Genomic DNA, 18,499 nt, shown 5'->3' on the forward strand with positions numbered 1-18,499 from the left:
ATCTATGAGCCAGATTTCTGCTACAATGAACCTGAATTCTTCACATCCGACCCAGGTAACTCCTACTCATGAGCAGGAGTTTGCTGGTTTTAGCCAGTTGTTTTCAAGCCTCAAAAAGCACAGGCTTCTGATGTGTTCTGTTGCAGGCGGCACATTCCTTCTGGGCGCCGTCGCCATTGCGAGCCTCAAACCTTACTATCAGTCCGTTGCCGAAGTCGCGGTGGGGGCTCGTGGCATGATATCACCCTCACAACTCAGCCCCTATGCCGATCACGCTCTGGATCTGGTCGCACTCAATACTCAACTCCGCATCATTGAAAGTCCAGCAATTGCCCTGATGGTGACGCAAAGACTGCATCTTGCGGACACCCCGGAATACGAGCAGGCGCTCCGTCCGTCGCGTCTGTCCAAACTCAAGAGGAGACTCGGTCTTCAGAAAGCCGAAGCTCCTCTGACGCATGAACAGCATGAAGAACTGGTTTCCGACCTGCTTATGCAGAAGGTGGTCATCAGCAACGATGGTCGTTCGGCGATTCTCGGGATAGCCGCTCGGTCCGCCACGCCCGGTCTTGCGCCGGCTATCGCCAATGCCTACGCCCGCGCGTACCTCGACTTCGAACAGCAGGCCAAGATTCAAGCGGCCCGCAATGCAAGTGTTCTTCTTGAGGAGCAGATTGCTCCATTGCGCGAGAGGGCGATCCAGGCGGAGCAAGCCGTTTCCCGCTACAGGCAGGAACACAATTTGCATCTGCTTGGAGACGATACGGGCAATGATCCGGATCGTAAGGGGCGTATTGCGCTTCCCGCGACAACGAACGATCTGCGCCTTACGCAGATGAATCGTGAACTTGGCGACGCGGAAGCAGATCTGGCGCGAAAGCAGGCAATATATAGTCAGGCTGAATCCGGCGGCAACATCGAAACCATTACGGCAATCACGGCCTCACCGCTTATCCAAAGTCTTCGTCTTCAGCAGGCGCGGGTCAATGCACGCATCTCGACGCTGGCCGCTACAGCCCTCGATCAGAACCCTGAACTGATCGCAGTTCGTGCCGAGGCGGCGCGAATCGATGCCCAGATTGCCACCGAAAGCCGAAAACTTCTGCAAAACCTCCGTTACGAGGCTGAAACTGCCCAGCAGCGGGTCAATGCTCTGAAAGAGCGTACGAACACCCTGCAAGCAAATGCGACGGAAGAAGAGCACGCTGACATTCACCTGCGACAACTTGTCGGCGAAGCGACCGCCGCGCAGACCCTGTATCGGGATTACCTCTCCCGCGTCGGTCAGATTTCGGCCGAGACGGCCATACAGCAGGCGGAAGCACGTCTCATCACGCCGGCCGATCAGCCCCTCGGACCTGCGGGACCGCCTAAAAAGCAGTATGGCATACTGCTACTGTTGACTTCCCTGGGACTTGGAATGGGTGCTGCCCTACTGAGAGACCGTTCTCGCAATACTCTTCGAACCCTGAACGAGCTTGAGCAGCAGACCCATCTGTTTGGACTCGGCGCTCTTCCGCGCTTCGAAGGTCCCCTGCGGCAGCAACTGAGCTTCCGTGACTCCCTTTATGTCCGGATGCTCAATTCCATGCGGGCCATCCTGACCTTTGGCAATCCTTCTATCCGCACAAAAACCACGGTCATTACCTCGGCTGTGAGCAGTGAAGGCAAAACCACACTTGCCATTTCGCTTGCCAGTAGTGTGGGTGCGCTTGGCAAACGGGCTCTTCTGATCGACTGCGATGCCCATCGTCCAGGTGTCCTCATGTCACTCGGGCTGAAGGAAACCGTTGATGGTTTCATCCGCGAGGCATTGCCAGGAATGGATATTTTCGTGGCTAGTCAGAGCAGCGAACGCGGTGTGACGAATTTTGAAGCCCTTGGACAGTTTCTGGAGAACCATCGCGATGATTACGATCAGATCATCATCGATACGCCGCCAATTCTGAGCTTTCCTGAAGCAGGTGTTTTGGCCTCTTTTGCTGAAGGTGTGATCCTTGCCGTCAAGTGGCATCATACGTCTGCAAGTGCCGTTCTTGAAGCACAGAGGATTTTGCGTACCCATCATGCAAAATGTCTGGGTGCGGTTCTGACATTTGTCGATATCGAAAATCTGCGCCCTGAAGAGAGTGTCCGCATTGGCGAATATGCCTACTATCGTAAGCTTGTCTCCGCACAATAATGGCTGCTTCTTCCATGACCCGGATATATCTGAACGGACGTTTCTCCGTTCAGCCCCTAAGTGGAGTCCAGCGTTTCGCAACGGAGATTACACGTGCACTTTCGCGAATCTGGCCCATTGAACTGACTCGCCCCGAACTCCTGACACCACGGGTCTCTTCTGCGTCCACACCTGTCGATATGGGTTTTCCGATACGACCTTGTGGCCATTTTCAAGGCCAGATCTGGGAACAGATTGATCTCCCAAGAGCAGCAGGCCGTGGATTGCTCGTCAATCTAGGGAATACCGGCCCCCTTTTCCTGCCGGCGCGAAACAGTCGTCAGATCGTCGTCATCCATGATGCCGGCGTCTTTTCTACCCCACGATCCTATTCGCGGCAGTTCCGTATCTACTATAAAACTTTACACCGGTTACTGACGTCAGGCCGGACCCGGATTGTCACGGTATCGAACTTTGCCCGCAGTGACATTGCCAGTCATCTGCGGATTGATCCCGCCAAGATAAATGTCATTACCGAAGGTGCGGACCACGCTACGCGTCTTCCAGCAGACAGAACCGTTCTTGAACGAAATGGACTGGAAGCGGGGAAATATGTACTGGCCGTTGGCAATATGGCTCCCCACAAGGATTTTGCGGCACTTGATCATCTGGCAGCTACCCTACCGCAACGCGGGGTAAAACTGGTCATCAGCGGCGGAATGAATAAGCGTGTTTTCGATACTGATATACCCAATCTGCAACACGCCACCTATGTCGGGCGTGTGACGGACGAGGAACTTCACGCTCTTTACAGGGACGCAGCCTGCTTTGTTTTTCCTTCCATTTACGAAGGCTTTGGTCTTCCGCCGGTGGAGGCGATGGAGGCGGGATGTCCCGTCGTCGCGCGCGACATCCCTGTGTTGCATGAAGTTTGTGGTCAGGCTGCCTTGTACGGTTGCATGCCAGCCGATCTGACGTCCCGGGTTTTGGCAATTCTTGATAACCCCAGTGTTGCCAAAACACTACGCAATGCGGGCCGGGAGCAGGTAAGCCGATATCGCTGGTCGATCGCGGCTGGGAAACTTCTGGATATCATGCGAGAGGAATTCTCCGTATGCTGAAGGTTGTCCGCGTTTTTTACGCGTTGGCTATGCTGGTCGCAGCCAGCACCGTTACGCCAGTCAGTGCGCAGGAATTCACCGTAGATGAGGACACGTCTGCGGATCTTTCGCCTGCAAAGATGCAGTTATGGTGTACGATCACGGATTCAGCATCGAACCGCGTGTTCGTCTCTGATCCCACTCCCACAGGGACACTCAGTCACATGGCGTTGTGGACCGCGAGCAGCCGTTTCGTGACGGTCGTGAACAGTCGCTACAATCTGACGATTCGCAACAGCGATCATGCCTGTGCAGTTTATCGGGATAAGACTCACGCCGCGAAGGCCAGAGATATCACGGTATCCTTGGCTCAACACCATGGCGAACAAATCGTTACTATCGGTCTGGATTAGGCCATGACATCTGAAACTGTTTTATTACATCCGAAGAAATCCGTCGGTCCGCTAATGCAAGGCAGCCCTCAACGACAGGAATGCACGCATGCCAGCGAAACGGCCTTGTTGTCAGCAGATCCCAAGGTCGTCATTGGCATCGCGACTACGGGCCGTCCTGCAATTCTGGCAGAACTCGTGGACCAGCTGGCCAAACAGTCGATCCGGCCTCATAGACTTATCATCAGCTATGCCAGACCGGATGATATTGCCGCTATACCCCAGACGCTTCGAGACAGCATGTCCGTTGAATTCGTTACCGGCCATATGGGAGCTGCCGTCCAGCGTAATGTTATCCTCGATCATGTGAAGAATGAGGACATCATCCTCTTTCTTGATGACGATTTCTTTCCGCACCCCACATATATTTCCAGAATCATCGAGGCTTTTCTTGATCATCCGGATGTTCTTGGCGCCACCGGAAGTCTTCTGGCGGATGGCGCAAAAGGGCCCGGTCTTGAAATCGAAGAAGCCAACCGACTGAACGGAAATGCCAAAACGACGTCTTTTCTTCAGGTCGAAGATGTCTTCAATACTTATGGCTGCAACATGGCCTTTCGCTGCACGGCCATAAAACGTCTTGAAACCCGCTTCGATGAAAATCTGCCCCTTTACTCCTGGTATGAAGACATGGACTTTTCCCGTTCCCTCCTGCCGCATGGCAGGATTGTCAGAGTCAATGGCGCCCGAGGCGTACACCTCGGAAACAAGACTGGTAAGGGGTCAGGTGTCCGCCTTGGTTATTCTCAGATCATCAATAGTATCTATCTTGCCCGGAAGGGGACTTACCCTTGGTCACATGCGTTGAAAAGCGCGGGAAGACATTTCCTCATCAACGCTCTCAAATCCTTCAGACCCGAACCGTACATCGATCGCAGGGGACGTCTGCGGGGAAATCTGGTCGGTATTGGCGATTTAATCCGAAACCGTATCACTCCTGAACGCGCCGCCACACTCACCATTTCAAAAGTAGCCTCCTGACATGCGTTTTTCACTTGTTGTTCCTACTCTCAATCGGCAGTTCGAAGTCGAAGCCTTCATGCAGGGTCTCGACCGCCAAACTTTCCGTGACTTCGAGGTTATCCTCGTTGATCAGAGCAGAACCGATCTATTTGACGAAATTGTTGCACGATACAGCCATAAATGGCCCGTGAAGCATGTCCGCTCTGACATTCGTAAACCACGGCACGGATGTAATCTGGGCGCCCGTCAGGCTGTGGGAGAAATTATTGCTTTCCCCGATGACGATTGCATTTACGAGCCAGATACGCTCGAACGTGTGGATGCCTATTTCCGCAACACAGGTAATCAGGGCTTTATAACCGGTGCCGTGCTGAACCTGGATGGCGCACCAACGGCTATGGGGCGATGGCTGAAACAAAGCCAGCCCCTCAACCGTTCCAACATCTGGACGGGTCTTATCGAATTCAATTTCTTCATGCCTCGCGATTTGTTCGAGCAGGTTGGCGGTTTTGACGAAAATCTCGGCCCGGGCACGTCATTCGGTTCCTGCGAAGGGCCAGATCTTGCGCTGCGCCTGATGTTGCTCGGGGTAAATGGATATCACGACCGCAGCCTGTTGGTCCGTCACATGGACAAGTCTTCCACGGTCAATGGTTCCCGCGCCTATGATTACGGGACAGGAATGGGATATGTCCTACGCAAAAGCCATGCATCCATGCGAACGGTTCTGACATTCTTCATTCGCCCGCTGGGAGGAGCGCTTCTTAGCCTTCTGCGACGGCAATCTGATCAGGCGGCATATTATTTCAGAACGCTTCTAGGCAGACTGACGGGGTATTTCTCCAGAGAGGCCCGGCAGATTGCACGGCACACCCCACAGAAAAATATTTCCTGAATCCGGGAGTCTTCCTGGAGCGACTGGAAAGGCAGGTTCATGACAGGAAATTTTCTTAAGGTTTTCGCCGTCTCGAGTGCAATTTTGGCTGTATTTCTCATTCTTTCCGCACCTGCTTATGCCGCAGATCCTGCCCGAATGATCGCAGCCTGTCCGGCATGGCCTGCCCATTGTGAAATTAACCTCAAGGGAGAGGTCTACAAGATTCAGCACACGCTGCATCTCAATCCGCTCACCATGAGGCTGACCAATGGCGTGCTGGATGCCTCGGGTCTTCCGGATGGTGAGCCTGCAATTCTTGTTTCGTCAGACGGCTCGGGCCAGCCTGAAAGTTACGATACCGCTGCAAACAGCATCGATCATATCGTTCTGACGGGCCAGCCGAAAGCGGATGGGATTGTTCTCGACAACAGAAACGATGATAATATTCGCACTTCCGCCATTACGTTGGAAAATGTTTCGATTTCTGGATTTCGCCGCGGATTGACGTTTGGCAGTCATGTCTACGTTTTCGGTCTTTCCCATGTCCAGATCCATAACAGTGCGACAGGCTTGTATACGATCCCCAATGCGGTGGATGCAGGAGAGCGCATTACCCTGGAAGATGTCAACGTTTTCAATAATGCTCTGGGTGTGGATGACGAAGGCGGCATGGAACTGGACTGGCTCGGGTCGCGTCTGGATTACAACACAATGACTGCGGTGATATCAGGCCTGTGGAGCTTCGACGGGCATATTGAGATTTCTCCGCCGCACACTCCTCCGATCCGGCTTCATGCCCTTGTCGGTCAGCCGGCGGGCTCACTTTTCATGACAGCCGGGTCCTTCGTGATCGTCAGTCAGTCCGACGGAAAGGCAAGCAGCGACTATTGGGTTCAGAGCGACAGTCCATACAGTGCGATCCAGTTTCCCGCTCACACTTATGGCGTACGCGGAAAGATCGCTGTCATGAACGGTCCCGCTCCCGTTTACGGGCCGGCCTTGCCAGCGTTCACCCCGAACTGACCCTGTCGAGCGCGAGTGTTTAGTCCCGGGATTTGATGGTGCATTCTTTTCGCCAGAATGGAAGAGGCACTATGAGCCACGGGAGCGCCACGACGACAGCGACAGCCCGTCGAGCAATACAGGATAGTCAAGCGATCCTGAGAACGTTGGCCGAGCGTTACGGCATCAGTCCCAAGAGGGTCGCGAAATGGGAAAAGCGTTCCGACGTATTGGATCCCGCTCATCCGGTAGCGTCGCCTTCGAGGCGGTTGACGTTCTCAAGTTCCTGCTGGGCACTCTGACAAGGCTTAAGGCGATCATTGATACGCACAAGGAAATGGCCACGTCTCAAGTGTTACGTGCCTTGTTTGATACGTTGCCTCGTGAACTGGACGATGCCTTTTTCGAGAAACGCATGGTTATCTACACGAACTCAGCCGACCCCCGATGCTCTTCATCGCGAAACTGGGCGGCAGAAACAAGGCAGTGGATTATGTTTTGCGCAAGTCACTGCCACCGCAAGATAGCTGGCTTACTTACGCATTTGCCTCTCGCTCCGAAGGATATAGCTACCGACCCAGTGCGTGATGAGGCGGGAGCAGGGGTGTTGAGCGACATCCGGAATCGCGCACCCAATTGCGCTGCGGATGCGCTGGCGCTGCATTGGTACAAATCTACCCCGGTAAATGGATCGTTACTGTCCGACAGAGCCGATATCCAAGCGTCAGCGTGATCTGGCCCGCAAAAATGAACGTCTTCCTTTGGAGGGCCGGATTCTGCGGGAGAGGAGGGAAATTCGGGAAAAGCTATCCGGTTCTTCGTGAGCCAAAAGCCATAAGCAGGCGATAACGAAGATACTGCGGCAATAAGCTTGTGCGCACTCAGATTCGACTTCGAATATAAATAAAAACTGTTTATCTTTAAGTATAAGAATATAGATCGGAAAAGTAGATCGTGCCTCCGGCAATTTATGTTTTTTCGCCTTGGCTAAAGCCAGGAATAATCATGCTGTCAATCATGCCATGCCGATAAATGCCAAATCATCGATTTAGGAGTTTCAGAAGCAATGTTTCTCAGACGTTCAACTGAGGAGAAGCTGCGAATTCAATAAAGCCGCGCAGGTATTGAATCTCTTCATCAGATTCGCGTCGACCAAGAAAAATCTGTTTCGCGATGCCGTTTCTGCCAAGTTTCAAAGGATAAAGCTCAAACCGCGAGGCATATTCCTCCACCAGCCAGCGTGGTAGCGCAGCGATGCCCCTGCCGTGCGTGACCATTACCAGCATGATATCGGTCGTTTCTATCTGCTTTTGCTGTCGGGGGGCAATGCCTGCTGGTTGCAGAAATTGCGTGTAGATATCAAGGCGTTCGGATGAAACAGGATAGGTAATAAGTGTTTCGCCGGTAAGCTGCTCCGGCAAGACGAACCCCGCATCGCGCAGGGGATGTTGAGGCCCGACAACCAGCACGAGTTCATAATCGAACACCGGCGTGAATTTCAGTCCGGGCTTATACAGCGGATCGGGTGTTACCAGAATGTCGATTTCATTGCTGAACAGTGCTCCAATTCCGCCGAATTGAAACTTCTGCCGCACATCCACATCGACCTTGGGCCAATGTTCCAGATAAGGTGAGACCACTTTCAGAAGCCACTGATAGCAGGGGTGGCATTCCATACCGATGCGAAGTGTGCCGCGTTCCCCATTGCCGAACTGTTCAAGCCGGTTTTCCGCAAGTTCGAACTGGGGAAGCAAACGGTTCGCGAGCGACAGCAGCCATTCGCCTGCCTGAGTGAGAGCGAGGGATCGTCCCTCCCGACGCCATATTTCTACCCCAAACTGATTTTCGATCTTGCGAATGGCGTGGCTGAGGGCTGGCTGGGTCAGGTTCAGACGCACCCCGGCAGCCGTCAAGGAGCCTTCCCGTGCGACTTCCTGAATGATCGTCAGATGACTGCGCTCCAGAATGCCCATTTCTTACTCACCAATGCACCGAATTTATACAGATATGAAAACTTATCATTTCTGCTCATTTCGATGAAGCCATCCCTTGGTGGCTCGTCATGATTCTCCCGGATGTCTGTCTATGAAGCTTCTACTCACGACGTATTTCGGCCAATTTCGTGAAAACATCTCGCTGGTTGCCAATCTTCCGGTGGCCGGCGTGCATTTCGACGCCGTCAATGCTCATGACGAAGTGGCCGAAGTCATCCGCACCAGTCCGGCGGACCGTGTGGTCTCCCTTGGTGTGATCGATGGGCGAAACATCTGGAAGACCGATCTTGAAAAGACGCTCGACTGGCTCGAGCCGGTCGCAAAGTGCCTCGGAGACCGTCTGTGGATCGCGCCATCCTTACTCTTTGTTGCATGTTTCCGTCGATCTGACGGGCGAAGAGAAGATGGACGCGGAAATACGCTCTTGGCTGGCCTTCGCCGTCCAGAAACTCTCGGAAATCAAGGTTCTGGCCATCGCCCTGCGTCAAGGGCGCAGCGCAGTTGCGGATGAGCTCGCTGACAACCGTATCGCGCTCGACTCTCGTCGCAACTCGCCTCGTGTGAACAATCCGGACTGTGGCCTCAAGACACGACAGTGGAGTGAAGTCATTCCGGCACTTACCAACATAGTCAGCGCGGCGCGCGAATTGCGCAAGCAGTCTGGCTGATGCGCCGTCATGATTTGAACGACACAGGGCGCGGTATGCAGCCCGCTCTGAAGCCTGTTAAAAGAAACCATTGGCCAGACCAGACAATCAGACACGTTGCGCAACAGGAATGATGGCATCGAACGCGTCGGTGAAGCGGTTCGAAGGTTGGGGCAACCAACTGTCTGCACCCAATCTGATGGCGTCATGTTGCAGGGGCGGAATTTCAGCCTGCTTCAATCCCAGGCGCACGACACATTCCACATCGTCATCGATGAATGTTCGAACCAGACATGTCAGAAGTTCATGGCAGGATCCTTGCGGCAGAAAAGAACGATAGCTTGCCAGTGAGAGTGGTCCGATCCGGATTTCAATGCGGGCGTTCATGTCCCACATCTTTGCGCCAATCACCGTATCGATACCAAGTTGGCAAAACTGGCCCGCGCCTGCGCCCGGAAGACGCGATTGCTGATCCGCGGGCACACCGGTCCAGTGACCCGAGAATTGATTGATCGTGACCGGCGCGCCTGTCCACTCTTCCAATAATGTGCGGAGACGTTCCGCCGAGCGCGGACGTGTGGCGATAAGGCCGGAAAAGTAAAGGAGATAACTTGGATTGATGCCGGCCCGAAGCGCTTCGTTACGGCTGGTAAATCCCATCAGCGCAAATAATGCATGTGCGATAGGCCGCTCACTGTTTTCCAATGTATCGGAGCCCGCAATGCTCCGTGCCGTATATTTGGTTCCAGCTTCTGCGAACTGCACCCTCGGCCGTTGGGCAAGCATATCGAGGAAGGCACTCAGCGCATTCGAACGAGCGCGATGCTGTTCATCGACCAGGGCGCCGTAGGGGCGCGGAAGAACACCGTCGTGACCGGTAAGTCCACCGAAACCGGTCACGACCCTGAATGTGCCGTCCGGCAAGGCATCGACACTGACAATGTCGCTTGTCGGTGTCGCCAATCCTGCTGGCGTATGGAAGCGAATCACATCAGAAAGGGGGCGATTGCCCGCAACCTGCTCAAGAACGGCCATGGCTGCGTCGAACGAGAAATGCTGTGGCGTGGCGAGCAGGTGCTCCAGCGCGACGTCAGCGGAAGTCGTGGAGGTGGCTGGCGGCGGGATAGACATTGCGATCAGAGAATTCGGCGATGACCCGCGCGGGGCGGGAACGAAACGATGGGATCGGGCCGCCCCGTGAGCCGGACGGTCGTTCGCACGAAATTATTCGTTGCGACGTGGAGCGCGAGAAAGCGGTCAAGCATGCCGGCCAACAGATATAGCCCATGCTCGAACCATCCGGTTTCGTCGAATGTGAGGATAACCTCCAGCCCTCGACACCAGCCAACTTTCATGCCGTCCGAAAGGCGGGCGACGGTTGGACGGGACGTGACATTGATCAGACTCGCAATCGCTGACCGTGTTTCTTCGGAATGACGAGCGTCGTAGAGTGTCAGAAGGTCACGCAGCGCACCCGCCGCGCTTTCGCCGCCGGTCAGGCTAAGGTGGTTGAGGGTCAGATGCGTGATGAGCGCCCATGCGCTGCGCTCGCGTTGACGGCGTCGCCAACCTTGTGTCGGTGGCGTAAGGCACGTCACGCGCGTGATGCTGCCGAGACCGCGTTCCGGCACGAACTGCGGTGCGCCCCCGCCGAATGGGAGGCGCGCCGGAAGATCGCCGTCACTTATCGTGGCATCGACGGAGAGAAGCCGGTCGCGCGTTTCCTCATCGGTCCAGCCAGGCTCGACCGGGACAAGCCGTGTCTCGATACGGTCGCCGATCGGCGAGACGCGGCGTACGAGCGTGTATTCTCCCGCCGGCTTGCGCTCCTCGTTCGGCAGGTGGCGATAGAGAGGCTGCCATGATCGGCTGTTACCGTCGCTATGGATTTCACGAACCGCGTCGATCTGCCAGATTTCTGTCGACGTGTTTCCGCTGCGTGGCGGATCGATTGGGTAACTCGTCTGCCAGTGTGTCAGGCGGATCGGTTCACAGGCACTTTCGTAAAGATTGACGAGTGGCGCGCAATTCAATCGCAAGGCATCGGCATGCAGGCTCCGCGCCAGCCCGGGCATCAACGTATCGAAATAGACGAATAGCGTCAGTTCGGCGCGCGTTTCCACCACCGTGCGCGCGTCCAGTCCGCTGATGACGACAGCAAGAAATTTTTCCGGAAATGCGAAATATTCGGTGAGCAGGCGGAAGCCGCTGAATGAGCGTCGAGGCCATGGATAAAGGGCGTCGTCCTCCGCGAAGCCACAGGGTGAAATATTCTGTGGGGATATTATTGTCGGACGATCGTCGTTCGGCCCGGCGGAAAGAGCAATGCCAATGGCATGGGCGCACATGAGTTGATGCAGTGCCGAGGATTGCTCCGGTGGGGCATGGATGAAAAACTTGAGTGCTTCCGGGGCGATATCGGCAAACTGTGCTTCCGGATTGGCCAGCGTCAGCCGCACGCTCAGAACACTCTGCGCGCGGCGTGAGGCCGGATGAACCGGCGCTTCGAATGGGACCGCCTGCATGCGGGTGTCATGCGCGCGGATCGGCCATATATCGGTTGGCGCCGCCGTCCGGAAACGACATGTTGCACCGTCGGGAAGCGAAGTCTGCACGGGCGTATTTCTCGGAATGGGGATGGCCGTGCGGGCGTCCGACATTCCTTCGAATTGAACCAGACATGCGGAGGGGAGGGGGGCAAGATAATGCGGGTAGAGAATATCGAGCAGCGTGTCGGTAAGTTCGGGATAATCGTCATCCAGACGTTGCTGCACACGGCCTGTCAGAAAAGCGACGCCTTCGAGCAGTCGCTCGACATGTGGATCGTCCACGGTGTCGCGTGACAGACGCAAGCGGCCGGCAATCTTCGGGTGGGTCTGCGCGAACGTATCCGCAAGTGTGCGAAGGGCATCGAGTTCACGCTGATAGGCGTCGATGAAATCTTCAGCCATGGTGTCCCTATGTTTCGCGAACGGCTTGCACGGAGATCGGCTGGCCGGGTGGCAGGATCGCTGTGCTGTATCTGACGAACTCGGGCTGGGGATCGACCAGAAGGATGCCCTCTATGTGCAGACGGATCACCGCGCTCAACGGTGCATCGTCTGGCAGCAGGGTAACACGGATATCGGTCAGTCGCGGATCGAAGCGGTGAATGGTGGCCTCGACATCCGCCCGGATGCGTTCACGTTCTTCCTCGTTTGAAAGAACGCGCGCCGTGACATCCGCGATGCCGAAGCCGAGCGGAGATGTTTCCAGCATCGCCTGATGTGGCTTCAAGACGATCCAGGGACGCGTAGCGTTCAGAAGCGCCTCGAGATCACGGCGTAATGCGGCGCGCATCTGCTTTTGCGTACGAACCTCCGAATGTGGCGGATCGGCAGACCGGTCCGGGTGTTCGTCCAGCAGCCGATCGAGCACCGAGAGCGATGCTGGCGCGTGATGTCGCGCGCGCATTTACCCGAACGACAATTCTGAGACCTGCAGGACGCCCAATGCATCGTCGCCTGCAAGGAAAACACGCTGTCCACTGCCGCGGACAGGGCCGTCGCCGGTTGCCCAGTCCGTCTCCCGGCCAAGGCGCAACGCGGTGGTCGCGCCAGCCGGATAATAAAGCGAAGGGAGGTAGACATCGCCTTCCGGGCCGTTGCGCACGACGACCGAAGCACGACGCCAGAACAGATCGCGGGGGCGGCGGGGCGGATGAAACATGATTTCCACGAAAGCTTCTGTCGGAATCCAGAAACATTTTCCGGTCGTCGTCAGCACTTCAAGCGAGCCGCACAGAATGTCGTCAGCATCACGAAAATCGTCGAACACGTTGTCGATACCGTCCTGAACGCTTCGGCCTGCCACGCGGGGGCGGGCAGCCTCCGCGGCTTCTGCCGCCTGAGTTGCCTCTTCCCTGTCGCCATTGCGCAGCGCGGCCAGCGCACGGAGGGATTCTCGCTGGCTGTCCGTGGGCGCACCGATGAATTCGGGCGCCGCGCCGTCGTCCAATATGGCGCGGCGCTGCATTTCCGCACGGAGAAGCTGACGGAACTCCGCGGCAACCAGCCCCATGTCGGGATTGATCGACGTCAGCGCACTCGCCAGCGTTTCGGCACGCTGTAGATCGCTGGCGAACAGACTGTATTCTGCAAGAAGCAGACGTGGCGCAGCATCCGAGGGCGCAGCCTTTACCGCAGCAGTCGCGGCGGCGATGGCACCATCAAGATCGCCCTGGCGGAACAGGTCATCGGCGGACAGAGGCGTCGTCATCGGGTTGGCTCCAGTGAACTATGGTTTGTGCTACCTCCGGCACGGTCCGGAGACGCGAGATTGGTGACAAGTCGGAATGTCGTCGAGATATCGTCAAGCTGGTAATGCGGTTGGAGATGGATCACGCATCCATAATGACCTGGCTGCCCTTCCCGTGCGTGGACGCTGACCCGGCTGGACAAGAGAGGATATCGTGCGCGGCTCTCTCCGGAAGACAGGCTGCTGGCATTGGTGTATCGCCCCAGCCAATCCTGAAGTTCGCGCTCGATTTCTCCCGGGGTCGGCAATCGGCCGATCATGTCGCGGCCCAGCATCTTGATGTGATGAGCAAAACGACAGACGCAGAGCAGTGAGACGATATCGGCGGAAATGCGACGGTTGGCGTGTCCGGGCTCGGGCTGGCGCGGCGCGGTCGGGCGCGCCTGAAGACTGCGGGTCGACGCGAACGCGGCACCACCGAAGGGCAGCGTGTTCAGCGGCATGAAGCCTGTCTCGATCAACGCCTGACATTGCCGATCGGTAAAACCAAGTTCCGTTGGCGCTCGGGCAATCCGGGTTCTCGCACCGAAGCGGAAGGGATCTTTCACAGTATCCGCCACGAAACTGCCTGTCTGTCGGCCGGGTGTCACGCCGCGTACGTCGGCCGGCCAACGATAAGTCCGTTGAGCACGCAGGACATTGCGCGCAAACGCATATCCTGCTGTGTGCCAACATATATCCGTGGCATCGGGCGCATATTCCTCGTGCCGCAAACGGTTGTTGTCGCGCGCCCAGCGGGGACGGGCGCGTAGATGCGGCAGGGTCAGGCACAGAAAGCGACTGTCCTCCTGCGCGACAAGGCCGCGCCAACGTCTATGGTCCTCGTCATCCAGAACCGTGGTCATATCCTGAGCCAGGCTCAGTTCGGAAAACGCCTCCACCCCGAGAAGGCGCGGCGCGGCGGAAAGCACGGTCGGCACGAAGGCCGCTGCGGCGACGGCTGCAAGTTGCCGCAGGACTGCGACATCATCAACCGGCGCCATGCTGTCGAAGGCCGAGCGACGGGGCGGCTGATGGGCGATTTCATGATCCACGACCAGAAGGCCAAATGGCTGGCCGCCCGCATGACCGAATTCACCTTCGTAAACGAGCTTGAAAAACGCGGATTGATCGAATTCCAGGGCTCGCCCGAAGTCGCGCTCCAGTTCCTGCCACTTCATTGAGAAGATTCGAATGAGGATGTCTTCTGCCGGATCGCATGACGAGACGAGCCAGAGCAGGCCACGCCACGATCCCTCAAGCAGAAGAAATCGTGGGTGATGAAGAATGGCATCAATCTGCCGCGCGATCATGATATCGATCTGCGCAAGGTCACGATCTATCCGACCGCGCAGGGCCAGACCGAGCCGATTATCCTTGAATTTCCGGAAGTCCTCGAGCGCTTCCAGACCGAACCATGCAAGCAATGCTCCACGATCGTCTCTTAGAAACTGTTCGAATGCCTGGAAATCCCAGTCTGGCCCCGTATGCGCCCCGGCCAGCAAGCCTGCACGCAGCGATGACGTCCTTTCGCCATCGGATGCGTCCGGCTTGCTGAATTCCTGGGGTGCGACAGACGGCATCCCTGACGATCAGACCCGTTCCGGAATACGTGCCACCATACGCATGCTGGTCGTCAGTTCTTCCAGTTGCAGCCAGGGCCGCATGTAGGCGACGGCGTTGTAGGCGCCGGGGCGACCGGGAATTTCCGCGACTTCCACACGGGCTTCCCGGAGCGGGTAACGCGCCTTGCTTTCCGGACCGGCAAGATCGTTGGCGTTGACGTAGCGGCTGATCCAGTCGTTCAGCCAGCGCTCGCAATCGCCGACCTCCATGAACGAACCGATCTTGTCGCGTGCCATGACCTTCAGATAATGCGCGAACCGGCTGGTTGCCATGATATAGGGCAGACGAGCGGAGATCGCGGCATTGGCCGTCGCCTCCGGTCGATCGTAGACCTTCGGCTTCTGTGTCGTCTGTGCACCGAAGAAGACGGCGTAGTCCTCGTTCTTGTAGTGACAGATCGGCAGGAAACCCAGATTGGACAATTCGTTTTCACGACGGTCGGTGATGCCGATCTCGGTGGGGCATTTCGCGTCCATATCGCCATCGTCGGACTGGAAGATGTGCTGCGGCAGATCATCGATCCGACCACCGCCCTCCTTTCCGCGAATCATGGTGCAGAAACCGGTGCGGGCGAAGGCATCCGTCATGCGCGCGCCCATAACGTAGGCCGCATTCATCCAGCAGTACTCGTCATGATCGAGGGCCAGCGGCTTGCCATCATCGGCACGCGGAGCCTCCTCGTAGCGGAACTCGTCCACGGCCTTCACGCCTTCGCCATAAGGCAAACGGCTCAGCACGCGTGGCAGCGTCAGGGAAACGAAGCGGCTGTCCTCGCTATCGCGGAAGCCACGCCACTTCAGGAATTCAACCGTGTCGAAAGCCTTTGCGAGATCGCGGGGGCGGGAAAGCTCGGTCCAGTCCTCGAAACCGAACATGCCGGCACCTGCCGCCGACACGAACGGTGCGAAAGCCGCTGCCGAAACGTGGCTGATTTCGCGCAGCGTCTCGATATCTTCCGGCGCGTTCGTCCATTCATAATCGCCGATCAGCGCGCCGTAAGGTTCGCCACCGGGTGTCCCGAACTCGTTCTCGTAGATCTTGCGGAACAGCAGGGACTGGTCGAACTCGACAACGCGCGTCAGGTCGCGGTGCAGTTCACGCTTGCTGGCATTGACGACGCGGATTTTCAGGTTGCTGCTCGTCTCGCTGTTCATGACGAGGTAATGCAGGCCACGCCAGCTACCCTCCAGCTTGAGAAAGCGGGGGTCATGGATGATTGCATTGAGCTGCTTGGAAATCGCGGCGTCCAGCCCCTCGACCGCGCGTTCGATCGTGCGGGTCAGGTTGCGGTCGAAGGAGACGGTTCCTTTGCCGGCCTCCTCGACCAGGGTGCGCACCAGTTCGGCGGCCCGGTCCGGTTCGGTTTGCCGTGTGGCGGCAACGACCTGCGACAGGAGATTGGCACCGCTTTCCGTGGTGACGGCGCCCGGAGCCTGTTGGGGAGAATGAGCGGAATCGGACATGGAGGTCAGCCTTCCTTCCGGGACTGGAATTCGGCATTCAGCGCCGACAGTTCCTCATTATTCTTCAGGATGCGCTCGAGGAGTAGTTCGAGCTCTTCGGAGCGATCTGCCTTGCTCATGAGATCACGCAGGCGATTGCGCGTTTCAAGAAGCGCCTTGAGTGCGGGAACCTGATCGACGACGCGCTGGGGCTCGAAATCCTCAATGCTGTTGAAAGCCAGATCGACGGCCATCGTCTCGTCACCGCCCTTGAGCGTGTTGGCGACCTTGAGATTGAGGCCCGGCGACATGCGCTGCATGACCTCGTCGAAATTGTCCCGATCAATCTGGATGAAACGTCGTTCGGCGAAAGGACGCAGCGGCTTGGTCGGGTCGCCGGAGAAGTCGCCTACCACACCGACGACGAACGGCAATTCGCGAACGACCTCCGCCCCTTCGATCTCGACTTCGTAGGTTATATGGACTCGCGGCCGACGAACGCGGGCCAGTTTCTCATGGATGCTTGCACTCATGAATCGCTCCAATCGTTATTAAGGCCCGCCAGATTGGTCGGGCGGCGTTCCAGCCGAAGAACCGCGCTAGACATCGAGTTCCTGGATGCCCAGTCGGGTCAGGATTTCAATGCGCGATGAATCGTCCATCACCACTTCACGCAGAAGATCAGGGAGGGACAAACGCGCACGCCGGACGGCATTTTCCAGCGTGTAACTGAAAGGGGAATGTGGCTCCATCTCACGGAACTGTTGCGCGATATCCATGGCCGCGTCCAGCAGTTCGCTTCGCGTAGGACGCGCGTGCCGATGTGGGGCCGCGGCTTCGGCGGTGGTGCCCCCGACTGCCTCCGCGTCATGCAGGTCGCCTGGATCTTCCGTGACATCGTTTGCCGGCAACTCGTCGGGAACGACATAACGATGGGCGGCGGCGCGGATATCGCCAAGGATATTCGCGACGCGACCCATGGATGGCGCCTCAGCCGCAGGCACCGTATCCTGGCAGACTTCAAGGAATATATCGTTCAGTTTCTGCCAGGCGGCATAAGCCGCATCGGCATGCCGGGCGACGATCGCAAGATCCGCGTTCCCGGATCCACGCGCAGCGCTTTCCATCTGGTCGAGGGAAGGCAGACCGTCATGGACAACCGCGATATGCTCGCCCTGCGCACTGGAGGCCGCACGGGAACGGGCCCGTTCGTACTCCCAGAAAGCGATCGGACGACCGTCTTCGAGTTCGAACAGAATGGTCTTGCGAAGTGGTTGGATCAGCGATCCATCCCGATCCGACCCGCTAAGTCCTGAGACGGCGAATGTCCGCGCTTCGGGATCATCGGCTTCAAGGGCGGGATAAAGGCCCTGCGACCAGAAAGATTCTACCAGACGCGTCATGATCCGCGCGCCGAGTGACAGACCTGCCAATCCCCCACGGCGCGCCAGCGATTCCGCAAGAGCGCTGGCAATCTCGAGGTCCTTGGTCTCGGTCGTCAGCGCTTCGATCGCCAGCGCTTCGACAGTCCGCCATTCCTCCGGCATACCGATGGCACGTTCAGGATCATCATCTCCCGCACGTTCCTGCATGCGCGCGGCCGAACGGGCGTCCCGAAGTGCCGAATAGGTGGAATTGACGCCCGCGCCTGTCCGAAGGTCCCGGCCGCATGGCATTGCATCGCCAATGGGCGCGGCAATAGCGGCAAGAATGGTTTCCTCGTCAGGCAGAAGCATGTCTGTCGATCACACCTTTCCGCATCATGCCATCCCGCCCTTGCGCGACGCGCTGCGGAATGAAAAATGGTGAGAGACGCGAAGTGAGGCAACGACCGACTTCATGAACTCTCGATGACGTCAACTATGCGCAGCATCATTATAGGCGACAAGTCGAATGTCACGATGAAAAAGCTACAAATGAAACGTCAATGCGGTAGACGTGGGTCCATTTACTGCCGAGA

At 57.1% G+C, this 18,499-nt stretch carries 17 protein-coding genes and 2 pseudogenes; 10 read left to right on the forward strand and 9 right to left on the reverse strand.

What is annotated here, in order from left to right; translation table 11 throughout:
* Window positions 1-4 precede the first annotated feature (4 nt).
* The 8 genes and pseudogenes from A0U93_RS00770 to A0U93_RS17065 form a co-directional block, all read left to right on the forward strand.
* Entirely contained in the window at window positions 5-2,182 is a 2,178-nt protein-coding gene (locus tag A0U93_RS00770) for a GumC family protein (RefSeq protein ID WP_077805682.1), read from the forward strand.
* Window positions 2,182-3,282: a glycosyltransferase family 4 protein gene (locus A0U93_RS00775; protein WP_245824984.1), complete on the forward strand. Its 1,101-nt coding sequence runs from the start codon at window positions 2,182-2,184 to the stop codon at window positions 3,280-3,282. Before A0U93_RS00770 ends, A0U93_RS00775 begins: the two co-directional genes overlap by 1 nt.
* The gene (locus A0U93_RS00780) at window positions 3,276-3,674 is read left to right on the forward strand and encodes a hypothetical protein (RefSeq protein WP_077805683.1); all 399 of its coding nucleotides are present in this window, start codon (window positions 3,276-3,278) and stop codon (window positions 3,672-3,674) included. Before A0U93_RS00775 ends, A0U93_RS00780 begins: the two co-directional genes overlap by 7 nt.
* Window positions 3,675-3,677: 3 nt before the next feature.
* A complete protein-coding gene (locus A0U93_RS00785; protein WP_245824986.1) occupies window positions 3,678-4,694 on the forward strand; it encodes a glycosyltransferase family 2 protein in 1,017 nt (338 codons plus the stop codon).
* Between the two features lies 1 nt (window position 4,695).
* On the forward strand, window positions 4,696-5,571 hold the full coding sequence (locus tag A0U93_RS00790) for a glycosyltransferase family 2 protein (RefSeq protein ID WP_077805684.1): 876 nt from the start codon (window positions 4,696-4,698) through the stop codon (window positions 5,569-5,571).
* 39 nt (window positions 5,572-5,610) lie between these two features.
* Window positions 5,611-6,576, forward strand: coding sequence for a hypothetical protein (locus A0U93_RS00795; protein ID WP_077805685.1), 966 nt, complete (start codon window positions 5,611-5,613; stop codon window positions 6,574-6,576).
* A gap of 187 nt (window positions 6,577-6,763) precedes the next feature.
* Window positions 6,764-7,288 carry a hypothetical protein gene (locus tag A0U93_RS16340; protein ID WP_169852666.1) on the forward strand — a complete coding sequence of 175 codons (525 nt, stop codon included), beginning with the start codon at window positions 6,764-6,766 and terminating at the stop codon, window positions 7,286-7,288.
* Window positions 7,281-7,401, forward strand: a pseudogene (locus tag A0U93_RS17065) (IS3 family transposase); the annotation flags it as partial. The gene A0U93_RS16340 and the pseudogene A0U93_RS17065, both read left to right, overlap by 8 nt.
* A gap of 227 nt (window positions 7,402-7,628) precedes the next feature.
* Here the strand turns inward: A0U93_RS17065 and A0U93_RS00805 are convergent.
* Window positions 7,629-8,528 (reverse strand): LysR family transcriptional regulator, encoded by a 900-nt coding sequence (locus tag A0U93_RS00805; protein ID WP_077805686.1) that lies wholly within the window; start codon window positions 8,526-8,528, stop codon window positions 7,629-7,631.
* 112 nt (window positions 8,529-8,640) lie between these two features.
* On the opposite strand from A0U93_RS00805, the pseudogene A0U93_RS16700 reads away from it, so the two are divergent.
* A pseudogene (locus A0U93_RS16700) lies at window positions 8,641-8,814 on the forward strand (hypothetical protein); the annotation flags it as partial.
* A 22-nt stretch (window positions 8,815-8,836) separates the two neighbouring features.
* Entirely contained in the window at window positions 8,837-9,217 is a 381-nt protein-coding gene (locus A0U93_RS00810; protein ID WP_245824988.1) for a hypothetical protein, read from the forward strand.
* An 87-nt stretch (window positions 9,218-9,304) separates the two neighbouring features.
* Here A0U93_RS00810 and tssG read toward each other — a convergent pair whose 3' ends face one another.
* The 8 genes from tssG to tssA all read right to left on the reverse strand — a co-directional run bounded on the left by tssG (window position 9,305) and on the right by tssA (window position 18,275).
* Window positions 9,305-10,327, reverse strand: a complete 1,023-nt coding sequence (tssG, locus tag A0U93_RS00815) for a type VI secretion system baseplate subunit TssG (protein WP_077805687.1) — start codon at window positions 10,325-10,327, stop codon at window positions 9,305-9,307.
* 5 nt (window positions 10,328-10,332) lie between these two features.
* Complete coding sequence (gene tssF, locus A0U93_RS00820) at window positions 10,333-12,147, reverse strand: type VI secretion system baseplate subunit TssF (protein ID WP_077805688.1); 1,815 nt, start codon at window positions 12,145-12,147, stop codon at window positions 10,333-10,335.
* 7 nt (window positions 12,148-12,154) lie between these two features.
* Entirely contained in the window at window positions 12,155-12,649 is a 495-nt protein-coding gene (gene tssE / locus A0U93_RS00825; RefSeq protein WP_077805689.1) for a type VI secretion system baseplate subunit TssE, read from the reverse strand.
* Window positions 12,650-13,453: a type VI secretion system accessory protein TagJ gene (locus tag A0U93_RS00830; RefSeq protein WP_077805690.1), complete on the reverse strand. Its 804-nt coding sequence runs from the start codon at window positions 13,451-13,453 to the stop codon at window positions 12,650-12,652.
* A complete protein-coding gene (gene tssC, locus A0U93_RS00835; RefSeq protein WP_077805691.1) occupies window positions 13,450-15,054 on the reverse strand; it encodes a type VI secretion system contractile sheath large subunit in 1,605 nt (534 codons plus the stop codon). Before tssC (A0U93_RS00835) ends, A0U93_RS00830 begins: the two co-directional genes overlap by 4 nt.
* Window positions 15,055-15,063: 9 nt before the next feature.
* The gene (tssC, locus tag A0U93_RS00840) at window positions 15,064-16,560 is read right to left on the reverse strand and encodes a type VI secretion system contractile sheath large subunit (protein WP_077805692.1); all 1,497 of its coding nucleotides are present in this window, start codon (window positions 16,558-16,560) and stop codon (window positions 15,064-15,066) included.
* Between the two features lie 5 nt (window positions 16,561-16,565).
* Window positions 16,566-17,072, reverse strand: coding sequence for a type VI secretion system contractile sheath small subunit (tssB, locus tag A0U93_RS00845; protein ID WP_077805693.1), 507 nt, complete (start codon window positions 17,070-17,072; stop codon window positions 16,566-16,568).
* Between the two features lie 66 nt (window positions 17,073-17,138).
* Window positions 17,139-18,275, reverse strand: a complete 1,137-nt coding sequence (gene tssA, locus A0U93_RS00850; protein WP_077805694.1) for a type VI secretion system protein TssA — start codon at window positions 18,273-18,275, stop codon at window positions 17,139-17,141.
* Between the last annotated feature and the right edge of the window lie 224 nt (window positions 18,276-18,499).

It is taken from the genome of Neoasaia chiangmaiensis, assembly GCF_002005465.1.
Classification (GTDB): domain Bacteria; phylum Pseudomonadota; class Alphaproteobacteria; order Acetobacterales; family Acetobacteraceae; genus Neoasaia; species Neoasaia chiangmaiensis.

Coding starts and splice junctions, on each gene's coding strand:
- tssF (WP_077805688.1), bottom strand. CDS start 12,147: ATGGCTGAAGATTTCATCGACGCCTATCAGCGTGAACTCGATGCCCTT.
- A0U93_RS00805 (WP_077805686.1), bottom strand. CDS start 8,528: ATGGGCATTCTGGAGCGCAGTCATCTGACGATCATTCAGGAAGTCGCA.
- tssC (WP_077805691.1), bottom strand. CDS start 15,054: ATGCCGTCTGTCGCACCCCAGGAATTCAGCAAGCCGGACGCATCCGAT.
- tssA (WP_077805694.1), bottom strand. CDS start 18,275: ATGCTTCTGCCTGACGAGGAAACCATTCTTGCCGCTATTGCCGCGCCC.
- A0U93_RS16340 (WP_169852666.1), top strand. CDS start 6,764: ATGGGAAAAGCGTTCCGACGTATTGGATCCCGCTCATCCGGTAGCGTC.
- A0U93_RS00780 (WP_077805683.1), top strand. CDS start 3,276: ATGCTGAAGGTTGTCCGCGTTTTTTACGCGTTGGCTATGCTGGTCGCA.
- A0U93_RS00770 (WP_077805682.1), top strand. CDS start 5: ATGAGCCAGATTTCTGCTACAATGAACCTGAATTCTTCACATCCGACC.
- tssB (WP_077805693.1), bottom strand. CDS start 17,072: ATGAGTGCAAGCATCCATGAGAAACTGGCCCGCGTTCGTCGGCCGCGA.
- A0U93_RS00795 (WP_077805685.1), top strand. CDS start 5,611: ATGACAGGAAATTTTCTTAAGGTTTTCGCCGTCTCGAGTGCAATTTTG.
- A0U93_RS00785 (WP_245824986.1), top strand. CDS start 3,678: ATGACATCTGAAACTGTTTTATTACATCCGAAGAAATCCGTCGGTCCG.
- A0U93_RS00830 (WP_077805690.1), bottom strand. CDS start 13,453: ATGACGACGCCTCTGTCCGCCGATGACCTGTTCCGCCAGGGCGATCTT.
- A0U93_RS00775 (WP_245824984.1), top strand. CDS start 2,182: ATGGCTGCTTCTTCCATGACCCGGATATATCTGAACGGACGTTTCTCC.
- tssE (WP_077805689.1), bottom strand. CDS start 12,649: ATGCGCGCGCGACATCACGCGCCAGCATCGCTCTCGGTGCTCGATCGG.
- tssG (WP_077805687.1), bottom strand. CDS start 10,327: ATGTCTATCCCGCCGCCAGCCACCTCCACGACTTCCGCTGACGTCGCG.
- tssC (WP_077805692.1), bottom strand. CDS start 16,560: ATGTCCGATTCCGCTCATTCTCCCCAACAGGCTCCGGGCGCCGTCACC.
- A0U93_RS00790 (WP_077805684.1), top strand. CDS start 4,696: ATGCGTTTTTCACTTGTTGTTCCTACTCTCAATCGGCAGTTCGAAGTC.